This window comes from Streptococcus sp. 3167, from assembly GCF_013277175.1.
GTDB classification, from domain to species: Bacteria; Bacillota; Bacilli; order Lactobacillales; family Streptococcaceae; genus Streptococcus; species Streptococcus pseudopneumoniae.
Genome location: NZ_VMML01000036.1, coordinates 19,462 through 38,563 on the forward strand (window position 1 = coordinate 19,462; position 19,102 = coordinate 38,563).

Below are 19,102 nucleotides of genomic sequence, written 5' to 3' on the forward strand. Positions count from 1 at the left end.
TTTTTGATTACATAAATTTGGCGATGAAGACCACGATGATGATGATTGGAATGACGAAACGAAGAAGGAAGAGCCAGACTTGGAACAGTCCCTGTTTCCATGCGGTTTCATCAAGATGGAGTTCCTCCATTGCAAGAGCCTTTTTAAAGATATAGCCTGTAAAAAGTGAAAGGCAGAGAGCTCCAAATGGCATGAGGAGATTGGAAACCAAGAAGTCCATAGCGTCAAAGAAGGTCTTCCCAAAGATGTGAGCATCCGCCATGACACCGTAAGATAGGGCTGAGGGAATGCCAAAGACAAAGGTCAAGATTCCCAAAATGGCACTCCACATGGCACGCTTGCTGTTGTCCTGGTTGGTGATATTGCCCACATTGATTTCCAGCATAACGACGGAAGAAGTGACTGTCGCAAAGAGGAAGAGCAAGAGGAAGAGGATGTAGAAAATGGTTCCAAAAGGCATCTTGTCAAAGAGTTGAGGCAAGACGATAAAGAGTAAGCTCGGTCCCCCTTCAGACTGGATATTGAAGGCTGACATAGCTGGGAAAATGGCGAGACCTGCCATGATGGATACCGAGATATTCATGGCTACGATGGAAATTCCTGATTGGACCAGATTGGTTTTCTTGTCTAAGTAAGAAGCATAGGTCAGCATGGCTGTAACCCCTAGTGAGAGGGCAAAGAAAGATTGTCCCAGAGCATAGAGGAGACCAGCACTGGTCAGTTTTGAAAAGTCTGGTTTGAGGAAGTAAAGAACCCCTTCCATGGCATTTGGCAAACTGAGAGAACGACCGATGATGACGACAAAGATGATAAAGAGCAGGGGCATCATGACTTTCGAAGCTCTTTCAATCCCTTTTTGAACCCCACGTGATACAATGAAGATATTCAATAGGATAAAGGTCGCTTGAGCTCCTAGAGCAATGGCTGGATTTGAAATGATTGAAGTAAATAACTGAGCATAATCACCCGTTCCACCAATTTGGAACAATTTTCCAAACTCAATGCCTAGATAGACTAAAATCCAGCCACCAATAACACTGTAGAAAGATAAGAGGATAAAGAGGGCAAAGGCACCAATCCAACCGATAAAGTTGTACTTACTATTCTTGCCTAGTTTTCCAAAGGTTTTGATTGCTGAGACACCAGCGCTTCGGCCGAGAGCAAATTCAGCTAGCAAAAGGGGGAAACCGATTAGAATAGTGGAAATGAGAAAGACCAGTAAAAAGCCTCCTCCACCGTTAGCAGCAGTCATATAGGGGAATTTCCAAACGGCACCAAGTCCGATGGCTGAACCAGCAGATGCTAGGATAAAGCCCGGTTTAGACCCCCATTGCGATTTTTCAGACATAGTTAAACTCCTAAAATTAGTGTTACAAAAGAAAAAGCTACTGCCCTTGGCAAATAGCCTCATCAGTACTCAAAATGAGCGTTTCTTTTGATTGATAGACTTGACTATCCTATCATGTTTTCTAAGGTCTGTCAAGAAAACCATTTTCATGTTATGATAAAGTAAAAAATTTCGCAAAAACGCTTGACTCTGACCTAAGGGGAGGGGTTATACTATCAGTGTAATACTCTTCGAAAATCTCTTCAAACCACGTCTGCGTCGCCTTACCGTACTCAAGTACAGCCTACGGCTAGCTTCCTAGTTTGCTCTTTGATTTTCATTGAGTATAAGGAGGAAATCATGTACCATATAAAAGAAGCTGCACAGCTTTCGGGTGTCTCTGTCAAGACCCTGCACCACTACGATAAGATAGGACTTTTGGTTCCTTTAAAGTCGGAAAACGGCTATCGAACCTACAGTCAGGAGGATTTGGAACGTCTCCAGGTCATTCTTTACTACAAATATCTAGGCTTTTCTTTAGAAAAAATAGCAGAGCTATTAAAGGAAGAAAGGACAGATTTATTGCCTCATTTGACCAGGCAGTTGGACTATTTGACTCGAGAAAGGGAACATCTGGATACCTTGATTTCAACCTTGCAAAAAACCATTCAAGAACAAAAAGGAGAAAGAGAAATGAGCATTCAAGAGAAATTTGCTGGATTTAACTACCAAGACCATCAAAAATACCACCAAGAGGCGGTAGAGAAATATGGACAAGAAGTCATGGACCAAGCGCTGGAGCGCCAGAAAGGTCACGAAGACGAGGCTACGGCTGCCTTCAACCAAGTTTTTCAAGCCTTAGCACAAAATCTTCAAGCTGGTCTGCCTGTAACAGCAACTGAAAACCAAGAGCAAACAGCCAAGCTCTTGCAAGCCATTCGTACTTATGGATTTGATTGTACTATTGAAGTATTCGGTCATATCGGTAAAGGCTACGTCTATAACCCAGAGTTTAAGGAAAATATTGACAAATTTGGTACTGGAACAGCCCAGTACACATCAGATGTCATTGCCCACTATGTCCAAACTCAAGCAAAATAAAATCGGAGGAGTAATCTTCCGATTTTTTCTATTAAAAGTTCTTTAATCATAATGCAGACTTCCCGCCACCCAGCCGGTGCAGAGGGCAGAAGTGATGTTAAAGCCCCCCGTATGGGCGTTGATGTCCAGTACCTCGCCAGCAAAGTGGAGTCCAGGAACCAGCTTACTTTCCAGAGTTTTGGGATTGATTTCCTTGAGACTGACGCCACCCTTGACAAAGCTAGACATACGTAGGGCAGCAGGACCTGACAAACCAAAGTGGGTAAAAAGCAAATCGTGAGTGATGACACGCTTGCCATAACTTAGAGTCACATCATCCAGCGAAATTCCCTGCAAGGCCTTATGTGGAAAATCTGTTAATAAAGGACTTTCAGCAGCTTCAAGCTCGGTAATGGTATGCTTAAAATGGCGGGCAATCTCGTGACCAAAACCAGTCGAACCAGTAGAAGGATAGGATTTTCCACCAGTTGTGACAATGAGTTTCTCACAAGTGAAGGTTTGGTCTGCGGACTTAAGGACAAACTGTTCGCCGATTTTTTTAACCGAAACAATTTCGGTTTGAGTAGCAACTTGACCACCTAGTTCAGTGATTTTCTTTTCCAAAGCTTCGATAATAGTCCGAGACTTGTCACTGGCTGGAAAGACGCGTCCGTGGTCTTCGAGCTTAAGTTTAACACCATTTTCTGTAAAAAAGTTGATGATGTCATGATTATCGAACTGGGAGAAAACACTGTAAAGAAAGCGTCCGTTTCCAGGAATTCCAGCTAGTAGGTCGTCCAAGCTACCATTGTTGGTCACATTGCAACGTCCCCCACCAGTCCCAGCTAACTTTTTTCCAAGTTTCCGATTTTTTTCGATGAGGAGGGTTTTCTGTCCATAAAAGCTACTGGAAATCGTAGCCATCATACCAGCAGGTCCTCCACCGATGACAATAGTATCAAAATGTTTCATAGCTCTATTGTACCACAAAAAAAACAAGAGATGATGGTTACCTCTTGTCAAGAATGCAATTAATCAATTTCATAGCCCATCAGCAGACCGCCATCTTCTGCATAGAAACTGCAGAGACCAGATGTTGGGAGAATTTTAATATCCGCCTGTGGGAAGGTTTCACGGATTCGGTCTGAAAGCTGTTGGCAACATTTCTCGTTATTGCGTTGGGCCATGACAATACGGCCACCAGCATATCCTGCTTTCACTAACTCTTCATAGGCTGCTTGAACTGACTTCTTTGCTCCTCTTGCTTTTTGTAGCAATTCGAGAGTTCCAGTTTCACTAGCTTCTCCGACCATACGAATGTTGAGAAGGCCAACGACCGTACCGATAAGCTTGCTCAAACGGCCGTTCTTCACCAAGTTATCGACTTTGGCTAGGACAAAGAGCAACTTAGTTTTTTCTTGATAGGCGGTGATAGCTTCAACCACTTCTTCAAAAGACAAGCCCTGGGCAATCAAGTCATTCAATTTTTCTACGAGTAGGTCAACTTCACCACCAGCAGACAAACTATCAATTACATGAATCTTAGTGTCAGGATGTTCTTCCAGATAAATATTCTTGGCCAGTTGAGCACTATTGTGACTACCAGAAAGAGTACCAGTGATGGTTACTAGGAAAATGTTTTTGGCACCTTCAAATGCTCGCAAATAATCATCTGGGCTTGGACAAGCTGATTTTGAAGCTTCTGCGGTTGCATACATGGTTTCCATTATATGGTCAATATCAAGACTGGCATCATCAACAAAGACCTGATCAGCTACTTGAATGGTTAAGGGGACACTTACAAAGGTTGTGTTAATAGCTGGTGTTGGCAGTTGACGATAATCACAACCAGAGTCAGCAATAATCTTCCAAGTCATAGAAATTCTCCATCTTTGTCAGTTATACATTGACAAAGGTTCTGTCTTTTTTTACAATTATATCATGAAAACCCTTGAAACAAAAGCATCATCCGTCTGTTGTGACAAGTAGAAAGAAAATGTTATGTCTGAACGTAGAATCTCTGAAAAGTCTCTTGAAAATCTCAGAAAATCAAACCAAGAATCCAATTTATTAACCAGAGAAGCCATTGAAACAGCCCTCTTGCAACTCTTGGAAAAAAAGGAACTGACCAAGATTAGTATTTCTGAATTGGTCAAACGTGCAGGTGTTTCGCGTGCGGCCTTTTATCGCAATTATGACTCCAAAGAGGAAATTTTAGAGAGCGTCTTTAAACGAACTGTCCACAATATTATGGAACAGCTGCATCATTACGATTTAAAGACAGACCTTTATTTGGTTTGGGTTCACCTTTTCCGGGAGGCCAGAAAGGAAGTTAGAGTGATTCAATTGGCCTTGGATTACCATCTGGAAAAAATCTTTGTCCAAGCCATGCAGGAATTTCTAGAAAAATACCATGGGAAATCAAAAGGTGTCAGCTCTTATCTTCATTCCTTCTGGAGTTCAGCCATCGTCTCAGTCCTTTTAAAATGGATCAAGGATGGCATGAAGGTACCTGCTGAAAAGATAGCGGATTTACGGTTACCATTTTTTAAAAAATAGAGAAAAAGGAGAAGAGATATGACTGAAAAAAGACTAGCATGGGATGAGTATTTTGCAGCCCAAGCATTACTAATTGCCAATCGTTCCACTTGTAAACGTGCCAAAGTGGGCGCAATTCTGGTTAAGGATAATAAGGTTATTTCCACTGGTTATAATGGTTCGGTGTCAGGTACCGAGCATTGTATTGATCACGAATGTCTGGTCATTGAAGGACACTGTGTTCGCACCCTTCATGCTGAGGTTAATGCCATTCTTCAAGGGGCTGAGCGTGGTGTTCCTAAAGGTTTTACAGCCTATGTAACCCATTTTCCTTGTCTCAACTGTACCAAACAATTATTGCAGGTTGGTTGCAAGCGCGTGGTTTATATCAACCAGTACCGAATGGATGACTACGCCCAATACCTTTATCAAGAAAAAGGGACAGAATTGACCCATTTACCACTTGAGACAGTACAGGAAGCTCTTAAAGAGGCTGATCTAATGTAAAAATTATCAAAAATAAATGGTTTAGAAAGATTTTTAAACCGTTTTTTGGTATAATAAGAAGAATAAATTGAAAGAAGGAATTCCAAAAATGGGAAAAATTGAAGTTATTAATCACCCGCTGATTCAACACAAATTGTCAATTTTGCGTCGTACAGATACTTCTACAAAAGCTTTTCGTGAGCTAGTAGATGAGATTGCAATGTTGATGGGGTATGAAGTACTTCGTGATCTTCCACTAGAAGATGTGGAAATCGAAACACCAATTACAAAAACAGTTCAAAAACAATTAGCAGGTAAGAAATTGGCTATCGTTCCAATCTTGCGTGCAGGTATCGGGATGGTTGATGGTCTCTTGAGCTTGGTTCCAGCTGCTAAAGTTGGCCACATCGGTATGTACCGTGATGAAGAAACACTTCAACCAGTTGAGTATTTGGTGAAATTGCCTGAGGACATTAACCAACGTCAAATTTTTGTAGTAGATCCAATGTTGGCAACAGGTGGCTCAGCAATCTTGGCCGTTGACTCACTTAAAAAACGTGGCGCATCAAATATTAAATTTGTCTGCCTTGTATCAGCACCAGAAGGTGTAAAAGCCCTTCAAGAAGCTCATCCAGATGTAGAAATCTTTACAGCAGCCTTGGATGAACGCTTGAACGAACACGGTTATATCGTTCCAGGTCTTGGAGATGCTGGAGACCGCTTGTTCGGTACAAAATAAGATCGAAAAGAAGAATGACTTGGAAAAGTATTTCTAGTCACGAAAGGAGGTTGGGTTTTTGTTTCTGTCTAATGAAAGCAGAGCAAAAATTTGACCTTTTTTGACCAAGATATTATAATAGTCTTATCTTCAGTCATTTGACCAACAAAATTAAAACTCAAAAGGAGAAATGAATGATTCCTGTAGTTATTGAACAAACAAGCCGTGGAGAACGTTCCTACGATATTTACTCACGTCTTCTTAAAGACCGCATCATTATGCTGACAGGTCCAGTTGAAGACAATATGGCTAACTCTGTTATTGCCCAATTGCTTTTCTTGGATGCCCAAGATAGTACAAAAGATATTTACCTTTATGTCAATACACCTGGTGGTTCCGTTTCAGCTGGTTTGGCAATCGTTGATACCATGAACTTTATCAAGGCAGATGTCCAAACCATCGTTATGGGTATGGCAGCATCTATGGGGACGGTCATCGCATCAAGTGGAGCAAAAGGCAAACGTTTCATGCTTCCAAATGCAGAGTATATGATTCACCAACCAATGGGTGGTACAGGTGGTGGTACCCAACAAACTGATATGGCTATCGCTGCAGAACATTTGCTTAAAACTCGTAAAACCTTGGAAAAAATCTTGGCTGAAAATTCAGGTCAGTCAATCGAAAAAGTCCATGCAGATGCAGAACGCGATAACTGGATGAGCGCCCAAGAAACACTTGAATATGGCTTCATTGATGAAATCATGGCCAACAATTCATTGAACTAATAATCAAAGGAGGCAAACTCGACTGGGTTTGCTTTTTTTGGTATAATAGGGAGAGATTTCTTAGAAAGAGGATTTATCATGTTTGAAAAAGTCAATCGATCTGGCTTGATTATCTATCTTTACTATAATCGTGATGCCAAAAAACTGCAGGATTATGGAGATATTACCTATCATTCCAAGAAACATCGTTACTTACAACTCTATGTTCCAACTCAAGAAGTGGAGCAATTGGTCGGGCGCTTGAGCAAGGAAAAGTTTATCAAAAAAGTCAGAGTTTGTCATATCCAAGAACTGGAAACACCCTTTGTGGGCAACCTTTACCGATAGGAAAACGTTATCAGATAAAAATTTAAAGAAAAGTGTTGACAATTTTCTGATAATTCGATATATTCTTAACAGACTATTTAAGAAATAAGGAGACAAAAAAGATGAAGAAAAAATTTGCCCTATCGTTTGTGGCGCTTGCAAGTGTAGCACTTCTTGCAGCCTGTGGAGAAGTGAAGTCTGGAGCAGTCAACACTGCTGGTAACTCAGTAGAGGAAAAGACAATTAAAATCGGGTTTAACTTTGAAGAATCAGGTTCTTTAGCTGCATACGGAACAGCTGAACAAAAAGGTGCCCAATTGGCTGTTGATGAAATCAATGCCGCAGGTGGTATCGATGGAAAACAAATCGAAGTAGTTGATAAAGATAATAAGTCTGAAACAGCTGAGGCTGCTTCAGTTACAACTAACCTTGTAACCCAATCTAAAGTATCAGCAGTCGTAGGACCTGCGACATCTGGTGCGACTGCAGCTGCGGTAGCGAACGCTACAAAAGCAGGTGTTCCATTGATCTCACCAAGTGCGACTCAAGATGGATTGACTAAAGGTCAAGATTACCTCTTTATTGGAACTTTCCAAGATAGCTTCCAAGGAAAAATTATCTCAAACTATGTTTCTGAAAAATTAAATGCTAAGAAAGTTGTTCTTTACACTGACAATGCCAGTGACTATGCTAAAGGGATTGCCAAATCTTTCCGCGAGTCATACAAGGGTGAAATCGTTGCAGATGAAACTTTCGTAGCAGGTGACACAGACTTCCAAGCAGCCCTTACAAAAATGAAAGGGAAAGACTTTGATGCTATCGTTGTTCCTGGTTACTATAATGAGGCTGGTAAGATTGTAAACCAAGCGCGTGGCATGGGAATTGACAAACCAATCGTTGGTGGTGATGGATTTAACGGTGAGGAGTTTGTACAACAAGCAACTGCTGAAAAAGCATCAAACATCTACTTTATCTCAGGCTTCTCAACTACTGTAGAAGTTTCAGCTAAAGCTAAAGCCTTCCTTGACGCTTACCGTGCTAAGTACAATGAAGAGCCTTCAACATTTGCAGCCTTGGCTTATGACTCAGTTCACCTTGTAGCAAACGCAGCAAAAGGTGCTAAAAACTCAGGTGAAATCAAGGATAATCTTGCTAAAACAAAAGACTTTGAAGGTGTAACTGGTCAAACAAGCTTCGATGCAGACCACAACACAGTCAAAACTGCTTACATGATGACCATGAACAATGGTAAGGTTGAAGCAGCAGAAGTTGTAAAACCATAATAGAAAAATGTTGAAATAGGGAATGAGCCTCGGACTCACTCCCTGTTTCGATGTTTAAGAACCTATCAAAAAGTGAGGGAAAACCCTCGGAATTATAAATAGAAAGAGTGAATCTTATGCTCCAACAACTAGTAAATGGTTTGATTCTAGGTAGTGTTTATGCGCTGTTAGCACTAGGATATACCATGGTTTACGGAATTATCAAGCTCATCAACTTCGCCCATGGTGATATTTATATGATGGGAGCCTTTATCGGTTATTTCTTGATCAATTCTTTCCAAATGAATTTCTTTGTAGCTCTTATTGTAGCCATGCTAGCGACAGCTATTCTTGGTGTCGTGATTGAGTTCCTTGCTTACCGACCTTTGCGTCACTCTACTCGTATTGCTGTTTTGATTACAGCTATTGGGGTTTCTTTCCTATTGGAGTATGGCATGGTCTATCTGGTTGGTGCCAATACTCGTGCCTTTCCTCAAGCGATTCAAACAGTTCGCTATGATTTGGGACCAGTTAGCCTAACAAACGTGCAGTTAATGATCTTGGCCATTTCCTTGATTTTGATGATTTTGTTACAGGTCATTGTCCAAAAGACTAAGATGGGGAAAGCCATGCGTGCTGTATCTGTAGATAGCGATGCGGCACAATTGATGGGGATCAATGTAAACCGTACGATCAGCTTTACCTTCGCTTTGGGTTCAGCTCTTGCGGGTGCGGCTGGTGTTCTGATTGCCCTCTATTATAACTCTCTTGAGCCTTTGATGGGGGTTACTCCAGGTCTTAAGTCTTTCGTTGCCGCGGTACTTGGTGGTATCGGAATCATTCCTGGTGCGGCTCTTGGTGGCTTTGTGATTGGTCTATTAGAAACTTTTGCGACAGCCTTTGGGATGTCAGACTTCCGTGATGCCATTGTTTATGGAATCTTGTTGTTGATCTTGATTGTCCGCCCAGCTGGTATCCTTGGTAAAAATGTGAAAGAGAAGGTGTAAGCGATGAAGGAAAATTTAAAAGTTAATATTCTATGGTTACTCCTTTTATTAGCTGGCTATGGCTTGATTAGTGTATTGGTTTCAGTCGGAGTACTCAATCTATTCTATGTACAGATTTTACAACAAATTGGAATTAATATTATTTTGGCTGTTGGTCTCAACTTAATCGTTGGTTTTTCAGGACAATTTTCACTTGGTCATGCTGGTTTCATGGCGATTGGTGCCTATGCAGCAGCTATTATTGGTTCTAAATCACCAACCTACGGTGCCTTCTTTGGAGCCATGCTGATAGGGGCTTTACTTTCAGGAGCAGTTGCCTTGCTTGTCGGAATTCCAACCTTGCGTTTGAAGGGGGACTATCTTGCAGTAGCAACTCTAGGTGTTTCTGAAATTATCCGTATCTTTATCATCAATGGCGGAAGCCTTACAAATGGTGCGGCAGGTATCTTGGGAATTCCAAACTTTACAACTTGGCAAATGGTTTACTTCTTTGTTGTGATTACAACCATTGCAACCTTGAACTTCTTGCGTAGTCCAATTGGTCGTTCAACCCTCTCTGTTCGTGAGGATGAAATCGCTGCTGAGTCAGTTGGGGTTAATACGACTAAAATTAAAATCATCGCTTTTGTCTTTGGTGCCATTACTGCGAGTATTGCAGGGTCACTTCAGGCAGGATTTATCGGTTCAGTTGTACCGAAAGATTACACTTTCATCAACTCAATCAACGTTTTGATTATTGTTGTCTTTGGTGGACTTGGTTCCATTACAGGTGCCATTGTATCGGCTATTGTTCTGGGAATTTTGAATATGCTTCTCCAAGACGTAGCTAGTGTGCGTATGATTATTTACGCTTTGGCCTTGGTCTTGGTAATGATTTTCAGACCAGGTGGACTCCTTGGAACATGGGAATTGAGCCTATCACGTTTCTTTAAAAAATCTAAGAAGGAGGAATAAAACTAATGGCATTACTTGAAGTAAAACAGTTAACCAAACATTTTGGCGGTCTAACAGCTGTTGGAGATGTGACTCTTGAATTGAACGAAGGGGAACTGGTTGGACTAATCGGTCCAAACGGAGCTGGGAAAACCACTCTTTTCAACCTCTTGACGGGTGTTTATGAACCAAGCGAGGGAACAGTAACCCTAGATGGTCACCTTTTGAATGGAAAGGCACCTTATAAGATTGCTTCTTTAGGACTTGGACGTACTTTCCAAAATATCCGTCTCTTTAAAGATTTAACCGTTTTGGACAATGTTTTGATTGCCTTTGCCAACCATCACAAACAACATGTTTTTGCTAGTTTCTTACGCTTACCAGCTTTTTACAAGAGTGAAAAAGAATTAAAATCTAAAGCTTTAGAATTGCTGAAAATCTTTGATTTAGATGGTGATGCAGAGACTCTTGCTAAAAACCTCGCCTACGGACAACAACGTCGTTTGGAAATTGTTCGTGCCCTCGCTACGGAACCTAAAATTCTCTTTTTAGATGAACCAGCCGCAGGTATGAACCCGCAGGAAACAGCGGAATTGACTGAGTTAATTCGTCGCATCAAAGATGAATTTAAGATTACAATCATGCTGATTGAACACGATATGAATCTGGTCATGGAAGTTACAGAACGTATCTACGTACTTGAATATGGTCGTTTAATTGCTCAAGGAACTCCAGACGAAATTAAGACCAATAAACGCGTTATCGAAGCTTATCTAGGAGGTGAAGCCTAATGTCTATGTTAAAAGTTGATAATCTTTCTGTGCATTACGGTATGATCCAAGCAGTCCGTGATGTAAGCTTTGAAGTGAATGAAGGAGAAGTTGTTTCCCTTATCGGTGCCAATGGTGCTGGTAAAACAACCATTCTCCGTACCTTGTCAGGTTTGGTTAGACCAAGCTCTGGAAAGATTGAATTTTTAGGTCAAGAAATCCAAAAAATGCCGGCTCAGAAAATCGTGGCAGGTGGTCTTTCACAAGTTCCAGAAGGACGCCACGTCTTTCCTGGCTTGACTGTTATGGAAAATCTTGAAATGGGAGCTTTTTTGAAGAAAAATCGTGAAGAAAATCAAGCTAACTTGAAGAAGGTCTTTTCACGCTTCCCACGTCTTGAAGAACGGAAGAACCAAGATGCAGCTACTCTTTCAGGGGGGGAACAACAAATGCTTGCCATGGGACGCGCTCTTATGTCAACACCAAAACTTCTTCTTTTAGATGAACCATCAATGGGACTTGCCCCAATCTTTATCCAAGAGATTTTTGATATCATTCAAGATATCCAGCAACAAGGAACAACCGTCCTCTTGATTGAACAAAATGCCAATAAAGCACTTGCAATCTCTGACCGAGGCTATGTATTGGAAACAGGAAAAATCGTCCTATCAGGAACAGGAAAAGAACTCGCTTCATCAGAAGAAGTCAGAAAAGCATATCTAGGTGGCTAAACTAGTCTGGGAGACTAGTTTAGGTTGCAGATGGAGATTACGAAGTAATCATCATCTACATTAAAAGGTTAATTTCTAATAATTGAAAAAATCGAATGAAACGTATCTTACCTTCATTCACAGAGCTCGATTTCAGAGCTCTTTTTGCTAGGTTATTCATACTTTTCTGAATTTTGAAAAAGAAATGTAAGCGTTTGATAGATTTGCAAAAAGATTGTATAATAGGGATAAGAATAGAAAAGGAGAAGTCTCATGGCAGTTAAAGATTTTATGACCCGCAAGGTAGTTTATATTAGTCCAGATACAACAGTATCTCATGCAGCAGATTTGATGAGAGAGCAAGGGTTGCACCGCTTGCCTGTTATCGAAAATGATCAATTGGTTGGTTTGGTAACTGAGGGAACCATTGCCCAAGCTAGCCCATCAAAAGCAACCAGTCTTTCTATCTATGAGATGAATTATCTTCTAAATAAGACAAAAGTAAAAGATGTCATGATTCGCGATGTTGTCACTGTTTCAGGCTATGCGAGTCTAGAAGATGCAACTTATCTGATGTTGAAAAACAAGATTGGTATTCTTCCTGTAGTAGATAACCATCAAGTCTATGGGGTTATTACGGACCGTGACGTTTTCCAAGCCTTTCTTGAAATTGCTGGTTATGGAGAAGAAGGAATTCGTGTGCGCTTTGTTACAGAAGATGAAGTTGGCGTTCTCGGAAAGATTGTTTCTCTAATCGTTGAAGAAAATTTGAATATCTCCCATACAGTCAATATTCCGCGTAAGGATGGTAAGGTCATTATCGAAGTGCAAATCGATGGATCAATTGATTTACCAGCCTTGAAAGAAAAATTTGAAGCAAATGGTATTCAAGTGGAAGAAATCACTCGCACTTCAGCAAAAGTCTTGTAAGAAGGGAAGCCGAAAGGCTTCTTTTTTCATAAAAAAGGGATTATAGCAAAAGATGGAAAGAAATGATAAAATATGCTATAATGAAATGATGTAAAAAAGGAGTATTTATGGACATTTCAGTAATCCGTCAAAAAATTGACGCAAATCGTGAAAAATTAGCTTCTTTCAGGGGGTCTCTTTGACCTCGAAGGGCTAGAGGAAGAGATTGCCATCTTGGAAAACAAGATGACAGAACCTGATTTTTGGAATGATAATATTGCGGCCCAAAAAACGTCGCAAGAATTAAATGAATTAAAAAACACCTATAACACCTTCCACAAAATGGAAGAGTTGCAGGATGAAGTCGAAATTTTATTGGACTTTTTAGCTGAAGACGAGTCAGTTCAAGAAGAACTGGTAGAGCAGTTAGCCGAACTTGATAAGATGATGACCAGCTATGAGATGACTCTACTCTTGTCAGAACCTTATGACCACAACAATGCCATCTTGGAAATCCATCCAGGTTCTGGTGGTACTGAGGCTCAGGACTGGGGTGATATGTTGCTTCGTATGTATACTCGTTATGGTAATGCTAAAGGCTTTAAAGTGGAAGTATTGGATTACCAAGCAGGGGATGAAGCTGGTATCAAGTCAGTAACCTTATCATTTGAAGGGCCTAATGCCTATGGTCTTCTCAAGTCAGAAATGGGGGTACACCGTTTGGTGCGAATTTCACCATTTGACTCTGCCAAACGTCGCCATACATCTTTCACATCCGTAGAAGTGATGCCTGAGTTGGACGATACCATTGAAGTGGAAATCCGGGAAGATGACATCAAGATGGATACCTTCCGTTCAGGTGGTGCCGGTGGACAAAATGTCAATAAGGTTTCAACAGGTGTACGTTTAACCCACATTCCAACTGGAATTGTTGTCCAATCAACAGTGGATCGTACCCAGTATGGAAATAGAGATCGTGCCATGAAGATGTTGCAGGCTAAGCTCTATCAAATGGAGCAAGAAAAGAAAGCTGCGGAGGTAGATTCCCTCAAGGGTGAGAAAAAAGAAATCACATGGGGAAGCCAAATCCGTTCTTATGTCTTCACTCCTTATACTATGGTAAAAGATCACCGAACTAGCTTTGAGGTTGCTCAGGTAGATAAGGTTATGGACGGAGACCTAGATGGTTTTATCGATGCCTATCTCAAGTGGCGAATCAGCTAAGATAGAAAGGAACTCACATGTCAATCATTGAAATGAGAGATGTCGTTAAAAAATACGACAACGGAACGACTGCCCTACGCGGTGTTTCGGTCAGCGTTCAACCGGGGGAATTTGCTTACATCGTAGGACCTTCAGGAGCAGGGAAGTCAACCTTTATTCGTTCTCTGTATCGTGAAGTAAAAATCGATAAAGGAAGCCTATCAGTTGCTGGTTTTAATCTGGTTAAGATCAAAAAGAAAGATGTCCCGCTTCTACGTCGTAGTGTTGGGGTTGTCTTCCAGGATTATAAATTGTTACCAAAGAAAACTGTCTATGAAAATATTGCTTACGCTATGGAAGTAATCGGGGAAAATCGCCGTAATATCAAAAAACGTGTGATGGAAGTTTTAGACTTGGTTGGGTTGAAGCACAAGGTTCGTTCTTTCCCAAATGAGCTCTCAGGTGGAGAGCAACAGCGGATTGCGATTGCACGTGCTATTGTAAACAATCCAAAAGTATTGATAGCCGATGAACCAACAGGAAACCTGGACCCTGATAATTCATGGGAAATTATGAATCTCTTGGAACGGATTAACCTACAAGGGACAACTATTTTGATGGCGACTCATAATAGCCAGATTGTAAATACCTTGCGCCACCGTGTCATTGCCATTGAAAATGGCCGTGTTGTTCGTGACGAATCAAAAGGAGAGTATGGATACGATGATTAGTAGATTTTTTCGCCATTTATTTGAAGCCTTAAAAAGTTTGAAACGAAATGGTTGGATGACAGTAGCTGCTGTCAGTTCAGTCATGATTACTTTGACCTTGGTGGCAATATTTGCATCTGTTATTTTTAATACAGCGAAACTAGCTACAGATATTGAAAATAATGTCCGTGTAGTAGTTTATATCCGAAAGGATGTGGAAGATAACAGTCAGACAATTGAAAAAGAAGGTCAAACTGTTACAAATAATGACTACCACAAGGTATATGATTCTTTGAAGAACATGTCTACGGTTAAGAGTGTTACCTTTTCAAGTAAAGAAGAACAATATGAAAAGTTAACCGAGACAATGGGAGATAACTGGAAAATCTTTGAAGGAGATGCCAATCCTCTCTATGATGCCTATATTGTAGAGGCAAATACTCCAAATGATGTAAAAACTATAGCCGAAGATGCTAAAAAAATTGAAGGTGTCTCTGAGGTTCAAGATGGCGGTGCCAATACAGAAAGACTCTTCAAGTTAGCTTCATTTATCCGTGTTTGGGGACTAGGGATTGCTGCCTTGTTAATTTTTGTCGCAGTTTTCTTGATTTCAAATACCATTCGTATTACTATTATTTCCCGCAGTCGCGAAATTCAAATCATGCGCTTGGTCGGAGCTAAAAACAGTTATATTCGTGGACCGTTCTTGTTAGAAGGAGCCTTTATCGGTTTATTGGGAGCTATCGCACCATCTGTTTTGGTCTTTATTGTTTATCAAATGGTTTACCAATCTGTTAACAAATCGTTGGTAGGACAAAATCTATCTATGATTAGTCCAGATTTATTTAGTCCGTTGATGATTGCCCTACTATTTGTGATTGGAATTTTTATTGGTTCACTGGGATCAGGAATATCCATGCGTCGATTCTTGAAAATTTAGGTAAAATAATTACTTTTATGAGGAGGTTGTAAAATCTCCTTTTTTGCTACAAAAATTTTAGAAAAGGGACTTCTAATACTCAATGAAAATCAAAGAGCAAACTAGGTAGCTCGCCACAGGATGCTCAAAATACTGATTTGAGGTTGTAGAAAGTCAGTCACATATATACGGTAAGACGACGCTGACGTGGTTTGAAGAGATTTTCGAAGAGTATAAAGAAGTTGCTCAGAGAAGATTCTTGATGGCTAATTTGAACTTGAAATTTAGCACCTAGAAAATTTTTGAAAAAAGAGGATTTTTTTGAATAAAAGCCTTTACAAAAAAAATTAAAGTGGTATAATTAAATCATAAAAGGTGCAAACGTTTTCGTAAAACGTTTGCCTAAATAAAAATAAAGGAGATTTGAATGATGAAAGATACATTCAAAAATGTCTTGTCTTTCGAATTTTGGCAAAAATTCGGTAAGGCTTTGATGGTGGTTATCGCGGTTATGCCGGCTGCTGGTTTGATGATTTCAATCGGTAAGTCTATCGTGATGATTAACCCTAACTTTGCTCCACTCGTTATTACTGGTGGTGTCCTAGAGCAAATCGGTTGGGGGGTTATCGTTAACCTTCATATCTTGTTTGCCCTCGCTATTGGAGGAAGCTGGGCTAAGGAACGTGCTGGTGGTGCGTTTGCGGCAGGTCTTGCCTTTATCCTAATCAACCGTATCACTGGTACAATCTTTGGTGTATCAGGAGACATGTTGAAGAATCCAGAAGCTATGGTAACAACTCTCTTTGGTGGATCAATCAAAGTTGCTGATTACTTCATTAGTGTTATGGAAGCTCCAGCACTTAACATGGGTGTATTCGTAGGGATTATTTCTGGTTTTATTGGAGCAACTGCTTACAATAAATACTATAACTTCCGTAAGCTTCCTGATGCACTTTCATTCTTTAACGGAAAACGTTTTGTACCATTTGTAGTTATTCTTCGTTCAGTAATTGCTGCAATTCTACTTTCAGCTTTCTGGCCACTTGTGCAAACTGGTATCAATAGCTTTGGTATTTGGATTGCCAACTCACAAGAAACTGCACCAATCCTTGCACCATTCTTGTATGGTACTTTGGAACGTTTGCTCTTGCCATTTGGTCTTCACCATATGTTGACTATCCCAATGAACTACACAGCTCTTGGTGGTACTTATGACATTTTAACTGGTGCAGCTAAAGGTACTCAAGTATTCGGTCAAGACCCACTATGGCTTGCATGGGTAACAGACCTTGTAAACCTCAAAGGTACAGATGCAAGTCACTACCAACAATTGTTAGATACTGTTCACCCAGCTCGTTTTAAAGTTGGACAAATGATCGGTTCATTCGGTATCTTGATGGGTGTGATCGTGGCTATCTACCGTAATGTCGATGCTGACAAGAAACACAAATATAAAGGTATGATGATTGCGACAGCTCTTGCAACATTCTTGACAGGGGTTACTGAACCAATCGAATACATGTTCATGTTCGTTGCAACACCTATGTATCTTGTTTACTCACTTGTTCAAGGTGCTGCCTTCGCTATGGCTGACGTTGTAAACCTACGTATGCACTCATTCGGTTCAATCGAGTTCTTGACTCGTACACCTATTGCAATCAGTGCTGGTATCGGTATGGATATCATTAACTTCGTTTGGGTAACTGTTCTCTTTGCCGTAATCATGTATTTTATCGCAAACTTCATGATTCAAAAATTCAACTACGCAACTTCAGGGCGTAACGGAAACTACGAAACTGCTGAAGGTTCAGAAGAATCTAGTAGCGAAGTGAAAGTTGCAGCAGGCTCTCAAGCTGTAAACATCATCAACCTTCTTGGTGGACGTGCAAATATCGTTGATGTTGACGCATGTATGACTCGTCTTCGTGTAACTGTTAAAGATGCAGATAAAGTAGGAAATGCAGAGCAATGGAAAGCAGAAGGAGCTATGGGTCTTGTCATGAAAGGACAAGGGGTTCAAGCTATCTACGGACCAAAAGCTGACGTATTGAAATCTGATATCCAAGATATCCTTGATTCAGGTGAAATCATTCCTGAAACTCTTCCAAGCCAAATGACTGAAGCACAACAAAACACTGTTCACTTCAAAGGTCTTACTGAGGAAGTTTACTCAGTAGCAGACGGTCAAGTTGTTGCTTTGGAACAAGTAAAAGATCCAGTATTTGCTCAAAAAATGATGGGTGATGGATTTGCAGTAGAACCTGCAAATGGAAACATTGTATCTCCAGTTTCAGGTACTGTATCAAGCATCTTCCCAACAAAACATGCTCTTGGTATTGTGACTGAATCAGGTCTTGAAGTATTGGTTCACATTGGTTTGGACACAGTAAGTCTTGAAGGTAAACCATTTACAGTTCATGTTGCTGAAGGACAAAAAGTTGCAGCAGGATATCTCCTTGTCACAGCTGACTTGGATGCTATCCGTGCAGCAGGACGTGAAACTTCAACAGTAGTTGTCTTCACAAATGGTGATGCAATTAAATCAGTTAAATTAGAAAAAACAGGTTCTCTTGCAGCTAAAACAGCAGTTGCTAAAGTAGAATTGTAATATACTTGAGGTTGGAAGCTGTATTCCAACCTCTTATTTTGGGAGAAAAGAATGAAATTTTTAACACTCAATACTCATAGTTGGATGGAAAAAGAAGCTGAGGAAAAATTCCAGATTTTGCTTGAGGATATTCTTGAAAAAGACTATGATTTGATTTGTTTCCAAGAAATCAATCAGGAGATCACTTCGCCAGAGGTGGAGGTTAATGACCTTTATCAAGCTTTGCCAGCAGCTGAGCCTATTCACCAAGATCACTATGTTAGACTCTTGGTTGAAAAGTTGTCTGAGCAAGGGAAAAATTACTACTGGACTTGGGCCTATAACCATATCGGTTATGATCGCTACCATGAAGGTGTAGCTATCTTGTCTAAAAAACCTATTGAAGCCAGAGAAATTTTGGTTTCAGATGTGGATGATCCAACAGACTATCATACTCGTCGTGTTGCCTTGGCTGAAACTGTAGTTGATGGTAAGGAGCTTGCAGTTGCAAGTGTCCACCTTTCTTGGTGGGATAAAGGTTTCCAAGAAGAATGGGCACGATTTGAGAATGTCTTGAAAGAATTGAACAAGCCACTTTTACTAGCTGGAGATTTCAACAACCCAGCTGGACAGGAAGGCTACCAAGCTATTTTGGCTAGTCCATTAGGCTTACAAGACGCTTTTGAAGTTGCTCAAGAGAAAAGCGGTAGCTATACCGTTCCACCAGAAATTGATGGCTGGAAAGGGAACACTGAACCCCTTCGAATCGATTATGTCTTTACTACCAAAGAGTTAGCGGTGGAAAATTTACATGTCGTATTTGATGGTAACAAGAGTCCACAAGTCAGTGAT

General features: G+C 40.6%; 20 protein-coding genes. 17 read left to right on the plus strand and 3 right to left on the minus strand.

The genetic code is table 11. The features are described from left to right. Positions 1-7: 7 nt before the first annotated feature. Positions 8-1,348: a sodium-dependent transporter gene (locus HT678_RS05900; RefSeq protein ID WP_172924692.1), complete on the minus strand. Its 1,341-nt coding sequence runs from the start codon at positions 1,346-1,348 to the stop codon at positions 8-10. A 339-nt stretch (positions 1,349-1,687) separates the two neighbouring features. On the opposite strand from HT678_RS05900, the gene HT678_RS05905 reads away from it, so the two are divergent. Next, entirely contained in the window at positions 1,688-2,428 is a 741-nt protein-coding gene (locus tag HT678_RS05905) for a MerR family transcriptional regulator (RefSeq protein WP_000274782.1), read from the plus strand. 42 nt (positions 2,429-2,470) lie between these two features. Here the strand turns inward: HT678_RS05905 and HT678_RS05910 are convergent, their stop codons facing one another. Further along, on the minus strand, positions 2,471-3,379 hold the full coding sequence (locus HT678_RS05910) for an aminoacetone oxidase family FAD-binding enzyme (protein WP_172924694.1): 909 nt from the start codon (positions 3,377-3,379) through the stop codon (positions 2,471-2,473). 59 nt (positions 3,380-3,438) lie between these two features. Then, complete coding sequence (locus HT678_RS05915) at positions 3,439-4,284, minus strand: DegV family protein (RefSeq protein ID WP_172924696.1); 846 nt, start codon at positions 4,282-4,284, stop codon at positions 3,439-3,441. Positions 4,285-4,408: 124 nt separating this feature from the next. Between HT678_RS05915 and HT678_RS05920 the strand changes: the two genes are divergently transcribed. The 16 genes from HT678_RS05920 to HT678_RS05995 form a co-directional block, all read left to right on the plus strand. Continuing rightward, positions 4,409-4,966 (plus strand): TetR/AcrR family transcriptional regulator, encoded by a 558-nt coding sequence (locus HT678_RS05920; RefSeq protein WP_000004147.1) that lies wholly within the window; start codon positions 4,409-4,411, stop codon positions 4,964-4,966. An 18-nt stretch (positions 4,967-4,984) separates the two neighbouring features. Next, complete coding sequence (locus HT678_RS05925; RefSeq protein WP_000136974.1) at positions 4,985-5,452, plus strand: cytidine/deoxycytidylate deaminase family protein; 468 nt, start codon at positions 4,985-4,987, stop codon at positions 5,450-5,452. 88 nt (positions 5,453-5,540) lie between these two features. Next, the gene (gene upp / locus HT678_RS05930; protein WP_000515975.1) at positions 5,541-6,170 is read left to right on the plus strand and encodes a uracil phosphoribosyltransferase; all 630 of its coding nucleotides are present in this window, start codon (positions 5,541-5,543) and stop codon (positions 6,168-6,170) included. A 173-nt stretch (positions 6,171-6,343) separates the two neighbouring features. After that, positions 6,344-6,934: an ATP-dependent Clp protease proteolytic subunit ClpP gene (gene clpP / locus HT678_RS05935; protein WP_000613465.1), complete on the plus strand. Its 591-nt coding sequence runs from the start codon at positions 6,344-6,346 to the stop codon at positions 6,932-6,934. Between the two features lie 78 nt (positions 6,935-7,012). Beyond that, the gene (locus HT678_RS05940; RefSeq protein ID WP_000462126.1) at positions 7,013-7,261 is read left to right on the plus strand and encodes a YlbG family protein; all 249 of its coding nucleotides are present in this window, start codon (positions 7,013-7,015) and stop codon (positions 7,259-7,261) included. Between the two features lie 101 nt (positions 7,262-7,362). After that, positions 7,363-8,523, plus strand: coding sequence for an ABC transporter substrate-binding protein (locus tag HT678_RS05945; RefSeq protein WP_000726146.1), 1,161 nt, complete (start codon positions 7,363-7,365; stop codon positions 8,521-8,523). Between the two features lie 116 nt (positions 8,524-8,639). Beyond that, complete coding sequence (locus HT678_RS05950; RefSeq protein WP_000941427.1) at positions 8,640-9,509, plus strand: branched-chain amino acid ABC transporter permease; 870 nt, start codon at positions 8,640-8,642, stop codon at positions 9,507-9,509. 3 nt (positions 9,510-9,512) lie between these two features. Beyond that, positions 9,513-10,463 carry a branched-chain amino acid ABC transporter permease gene (locus tag HT678_RS05955; protein WP_000662285.1) on the plus strand — a complete coding sequence of 317 codons (951 nt, stop codon included), beginning with the start codon at positions 9,513-9,515 and terminating at the stop codon, positions 10,461-10,463. Positions 10,464-10,468: 5 nt separating this feature from the next. After that, a complete protein-coding gene (locus HT678_RS05960) occupies positions 10,469-11,233 on the plus strand; it encodes an ABC transporter ATP-binding protein (RefSeq protein WP_001185994.1) in 765 nt (254 codons plus the stop codon). Next, positions 11,233-11,943, plus strand: a complete 711-nt coding sequence (locus HT678_RS05965) for an ABC transporter ATP-binding protein (protein WP_000062201.1) — start codon at positions 11,233-11,235, stop codon at positions 11,941-11,943. Before HT678_RS05960 ends, HT678_RS05965 begins: the two co-directional genes overlap by 1 nt. Before the next feature lie 252 nt (positions 11,944-12,195). Next, positions 12,196-12,852, plus strand: a complete 657-nt coding sequence (locus HT678_RS05970) for a CBS domain-containing protein (protein WP_000268665.1) — start codon at positions 12,196-12,198, stop codon at positions 12,850-12,852. A 107-nt stretch (positions 12,853-12,959) separates the two neighbouring features. Next, positions 12,960-14,055 (plus strand): peptide chain release factor 2 gene (gene prfB / locus HT678_RS05975; RefSeq protein WP_100127798.1). Its coding sequence is split into 2 segments (ribosomal slippage): positions 12,960-13,031 and positions 13,033-14,055, totalling 1,095 coding nucleotides; the frame shifts between segments, so codons are not numbered across the junction. A 17-nt stretch (positions 14,056-14,072) separates the two neighbouring features. Beyond that, entirely contained in the window at positions 14,073-14,765 is a 693-nt protein-coding gene (gene ftsE / locus HT678_RS05980; protein WP_000022265.1) for a cell division ATP-binding protein FtsE, read from the plus strand. After that, on the plus strand, positions 14,758-15,684 hold the full coding sequence (gene ftsX, locus HT678_RS05985; protein ID WP_000625541.1) for a permease-like cell division protein FtsX: 927 nt from the start codon (positions 14,758-14,760) through the stop codon (positions 15,682-15,684). The genes ftsE and ftsX overlap by 8 nt, the downstream gene beginning before the upstream one ends. 406 nt (positions 15,685-16,090) lie before the next feature. Next, complete coding sequence (locus HT678_RS05990) at positions 16,091-18,271, plus strand: PTS transporter subunit IIBC (RefSeq protein ID WP_078374327.1); 2,181 nt, start codon at positions 16,091-16,093, stop codon at positions 18,269-18,271. A 51-nt stretch (positions 18,272-18,322) separates the two neighbouring features. Further along, the coding region (locus HT678_RS05995; protein ID WP_172924698.1) for an endonuclease/exonuclease/phosphatase family protein at positions 18,323-19,102 on the plus strand (780 nt) is incomplete at its 3' end.

What these genes read in the sequence shown, in the direction of transcription:
- HT678_RS05900 (WP_172924692.1), bottom strand. Translation starts at nt 1,348, where the DNA reads ATGTCTGAAAAATCGCAATGGGGGTCTAAACCGGGCTTTATCCTAGCA.
- HT678_RS05905 (WP_000274782.1), top strand. Translation starts at nt 1,688, where the DNA reads ATGTACCATATAAAAGAAGCTGCACAGCTTTCGGGTGTCTCTGTCAAG.
- HT678_RS05910 (WP_172924694.1), bottom strand. Translation starts at nt 3,379, where the DNA reads ATGAAACATTTTGATACTATTGTCATCGGTGGAGGACCTGCTGGTATG.
- HT678_RS05915 (WP_172924696.1), bottom strand. Translation starts at nt 4,284, where the DNA reads ATGACTTGGAAGATTATTGCTGACTCTGGTTGTGATTATCGTCAACTG.
- HT678_RS05920 (WP_000004147.1), top strand. Translation starts at nt 4,409, where the DNA reads ATGTCTGAACGTAGAATCTCTGAAAAGTCTCTTGAAAATCTCAGAAAA.
- HT678_RS05925 (WP_000136974.1), top strand. Translation starts at nt 4,985, where the DNA reads ATGACTGAAAAAAGACTAGCATGGGATGAGTATTTTGCAGCCCAAGCA.
- upp (WP_000515975.1), top strand. Translation starts at nt 5,541, where the DNA reads ATGGGAAAAATTGAAGTTATTAATCACCCGCTGATTCAACACAAATTG.
- clpP (WP_000613465.1), top strand. Translation starts at nt 6,344, where the DNA reads ATGATTCCTGTAGTTATTGAACAAACAAGCCGTGGAGAACGTTCCTAC.
- HT678_RS05940 (WP_000462126.1), top strand. Translation starts at nt 7,013, where the DNA reads ATGTTTGAAAAAGTCAATCGATCTGGCTTGATTATCTATCTTTACTAT.
- HT678_RS05945 (WP_000726146.1), top strand. Translation starts at nt 7,363, where the DNA reads ATGAAGAAAAAATTTGCCCTATCGTTTGTGGCGCTTGCAAGTGTAGCA.
- HT678_RS05950 (WP_000941427.1), top strand. Translation starts at nt 8,640, where the DNA reads ATGCTCCAACAACTAGTAAATGGTTTGATTCTAGGTAGTGTTTATGCG.
- HT678_RS05955 (WP_000662285.1), top strand. Translation starts at nt 9,513, where the DNA reads ATGAAGGAAAATTTAAAAGTTAATATTCTATGGTTACTCCTTTTATTA.
- HT678_RS05960 (WP_001185994.1), top strand. Translation starts at nt 10,469, where the DNA reads ATGGCATTACTTGAAGTAAAACAGTTAACCAAACATTTTGGCGGTCTA.
- HT678_RS05965 (WP_000062201.1), top strand. Translation starts at nt 11,233, where the DNA reads ATGTCTATGTTAAAAGTTGATAATCTTTCTGTGCATTACGGTATGATC.
- HT678_RS05970 (WP_000268665.1), top strand. Translation starts at nt 12,196, where the DNA reads ATGGCAGTTAAAGATTTTATGACCCGCAAGGTAGTTTATATTAGTCCA.
- ftsE (WP_000022265.1), top strand. Translation starts at nt 14,073, where the DNA reads ATGTCAATCATTGAAATGAGAGATGTCGTTAAAAAATACGACAACGGA.
- ftsX (WP_000625541.1), top strand. Translation starts at nt 14,758, where the DNA reads ATGATTAGTAGATTTTTTCGCCATTTATTTGAAGCCTTAAAAAGTTTG.
- HT678_RS05990 (WP_078374327.1), top strand. Translation starts at nt 16,091, where the DNA reads ATGATGAAAGATACATTCAAAAATGTCTTGTCTTTCGAATTTTGGCAA.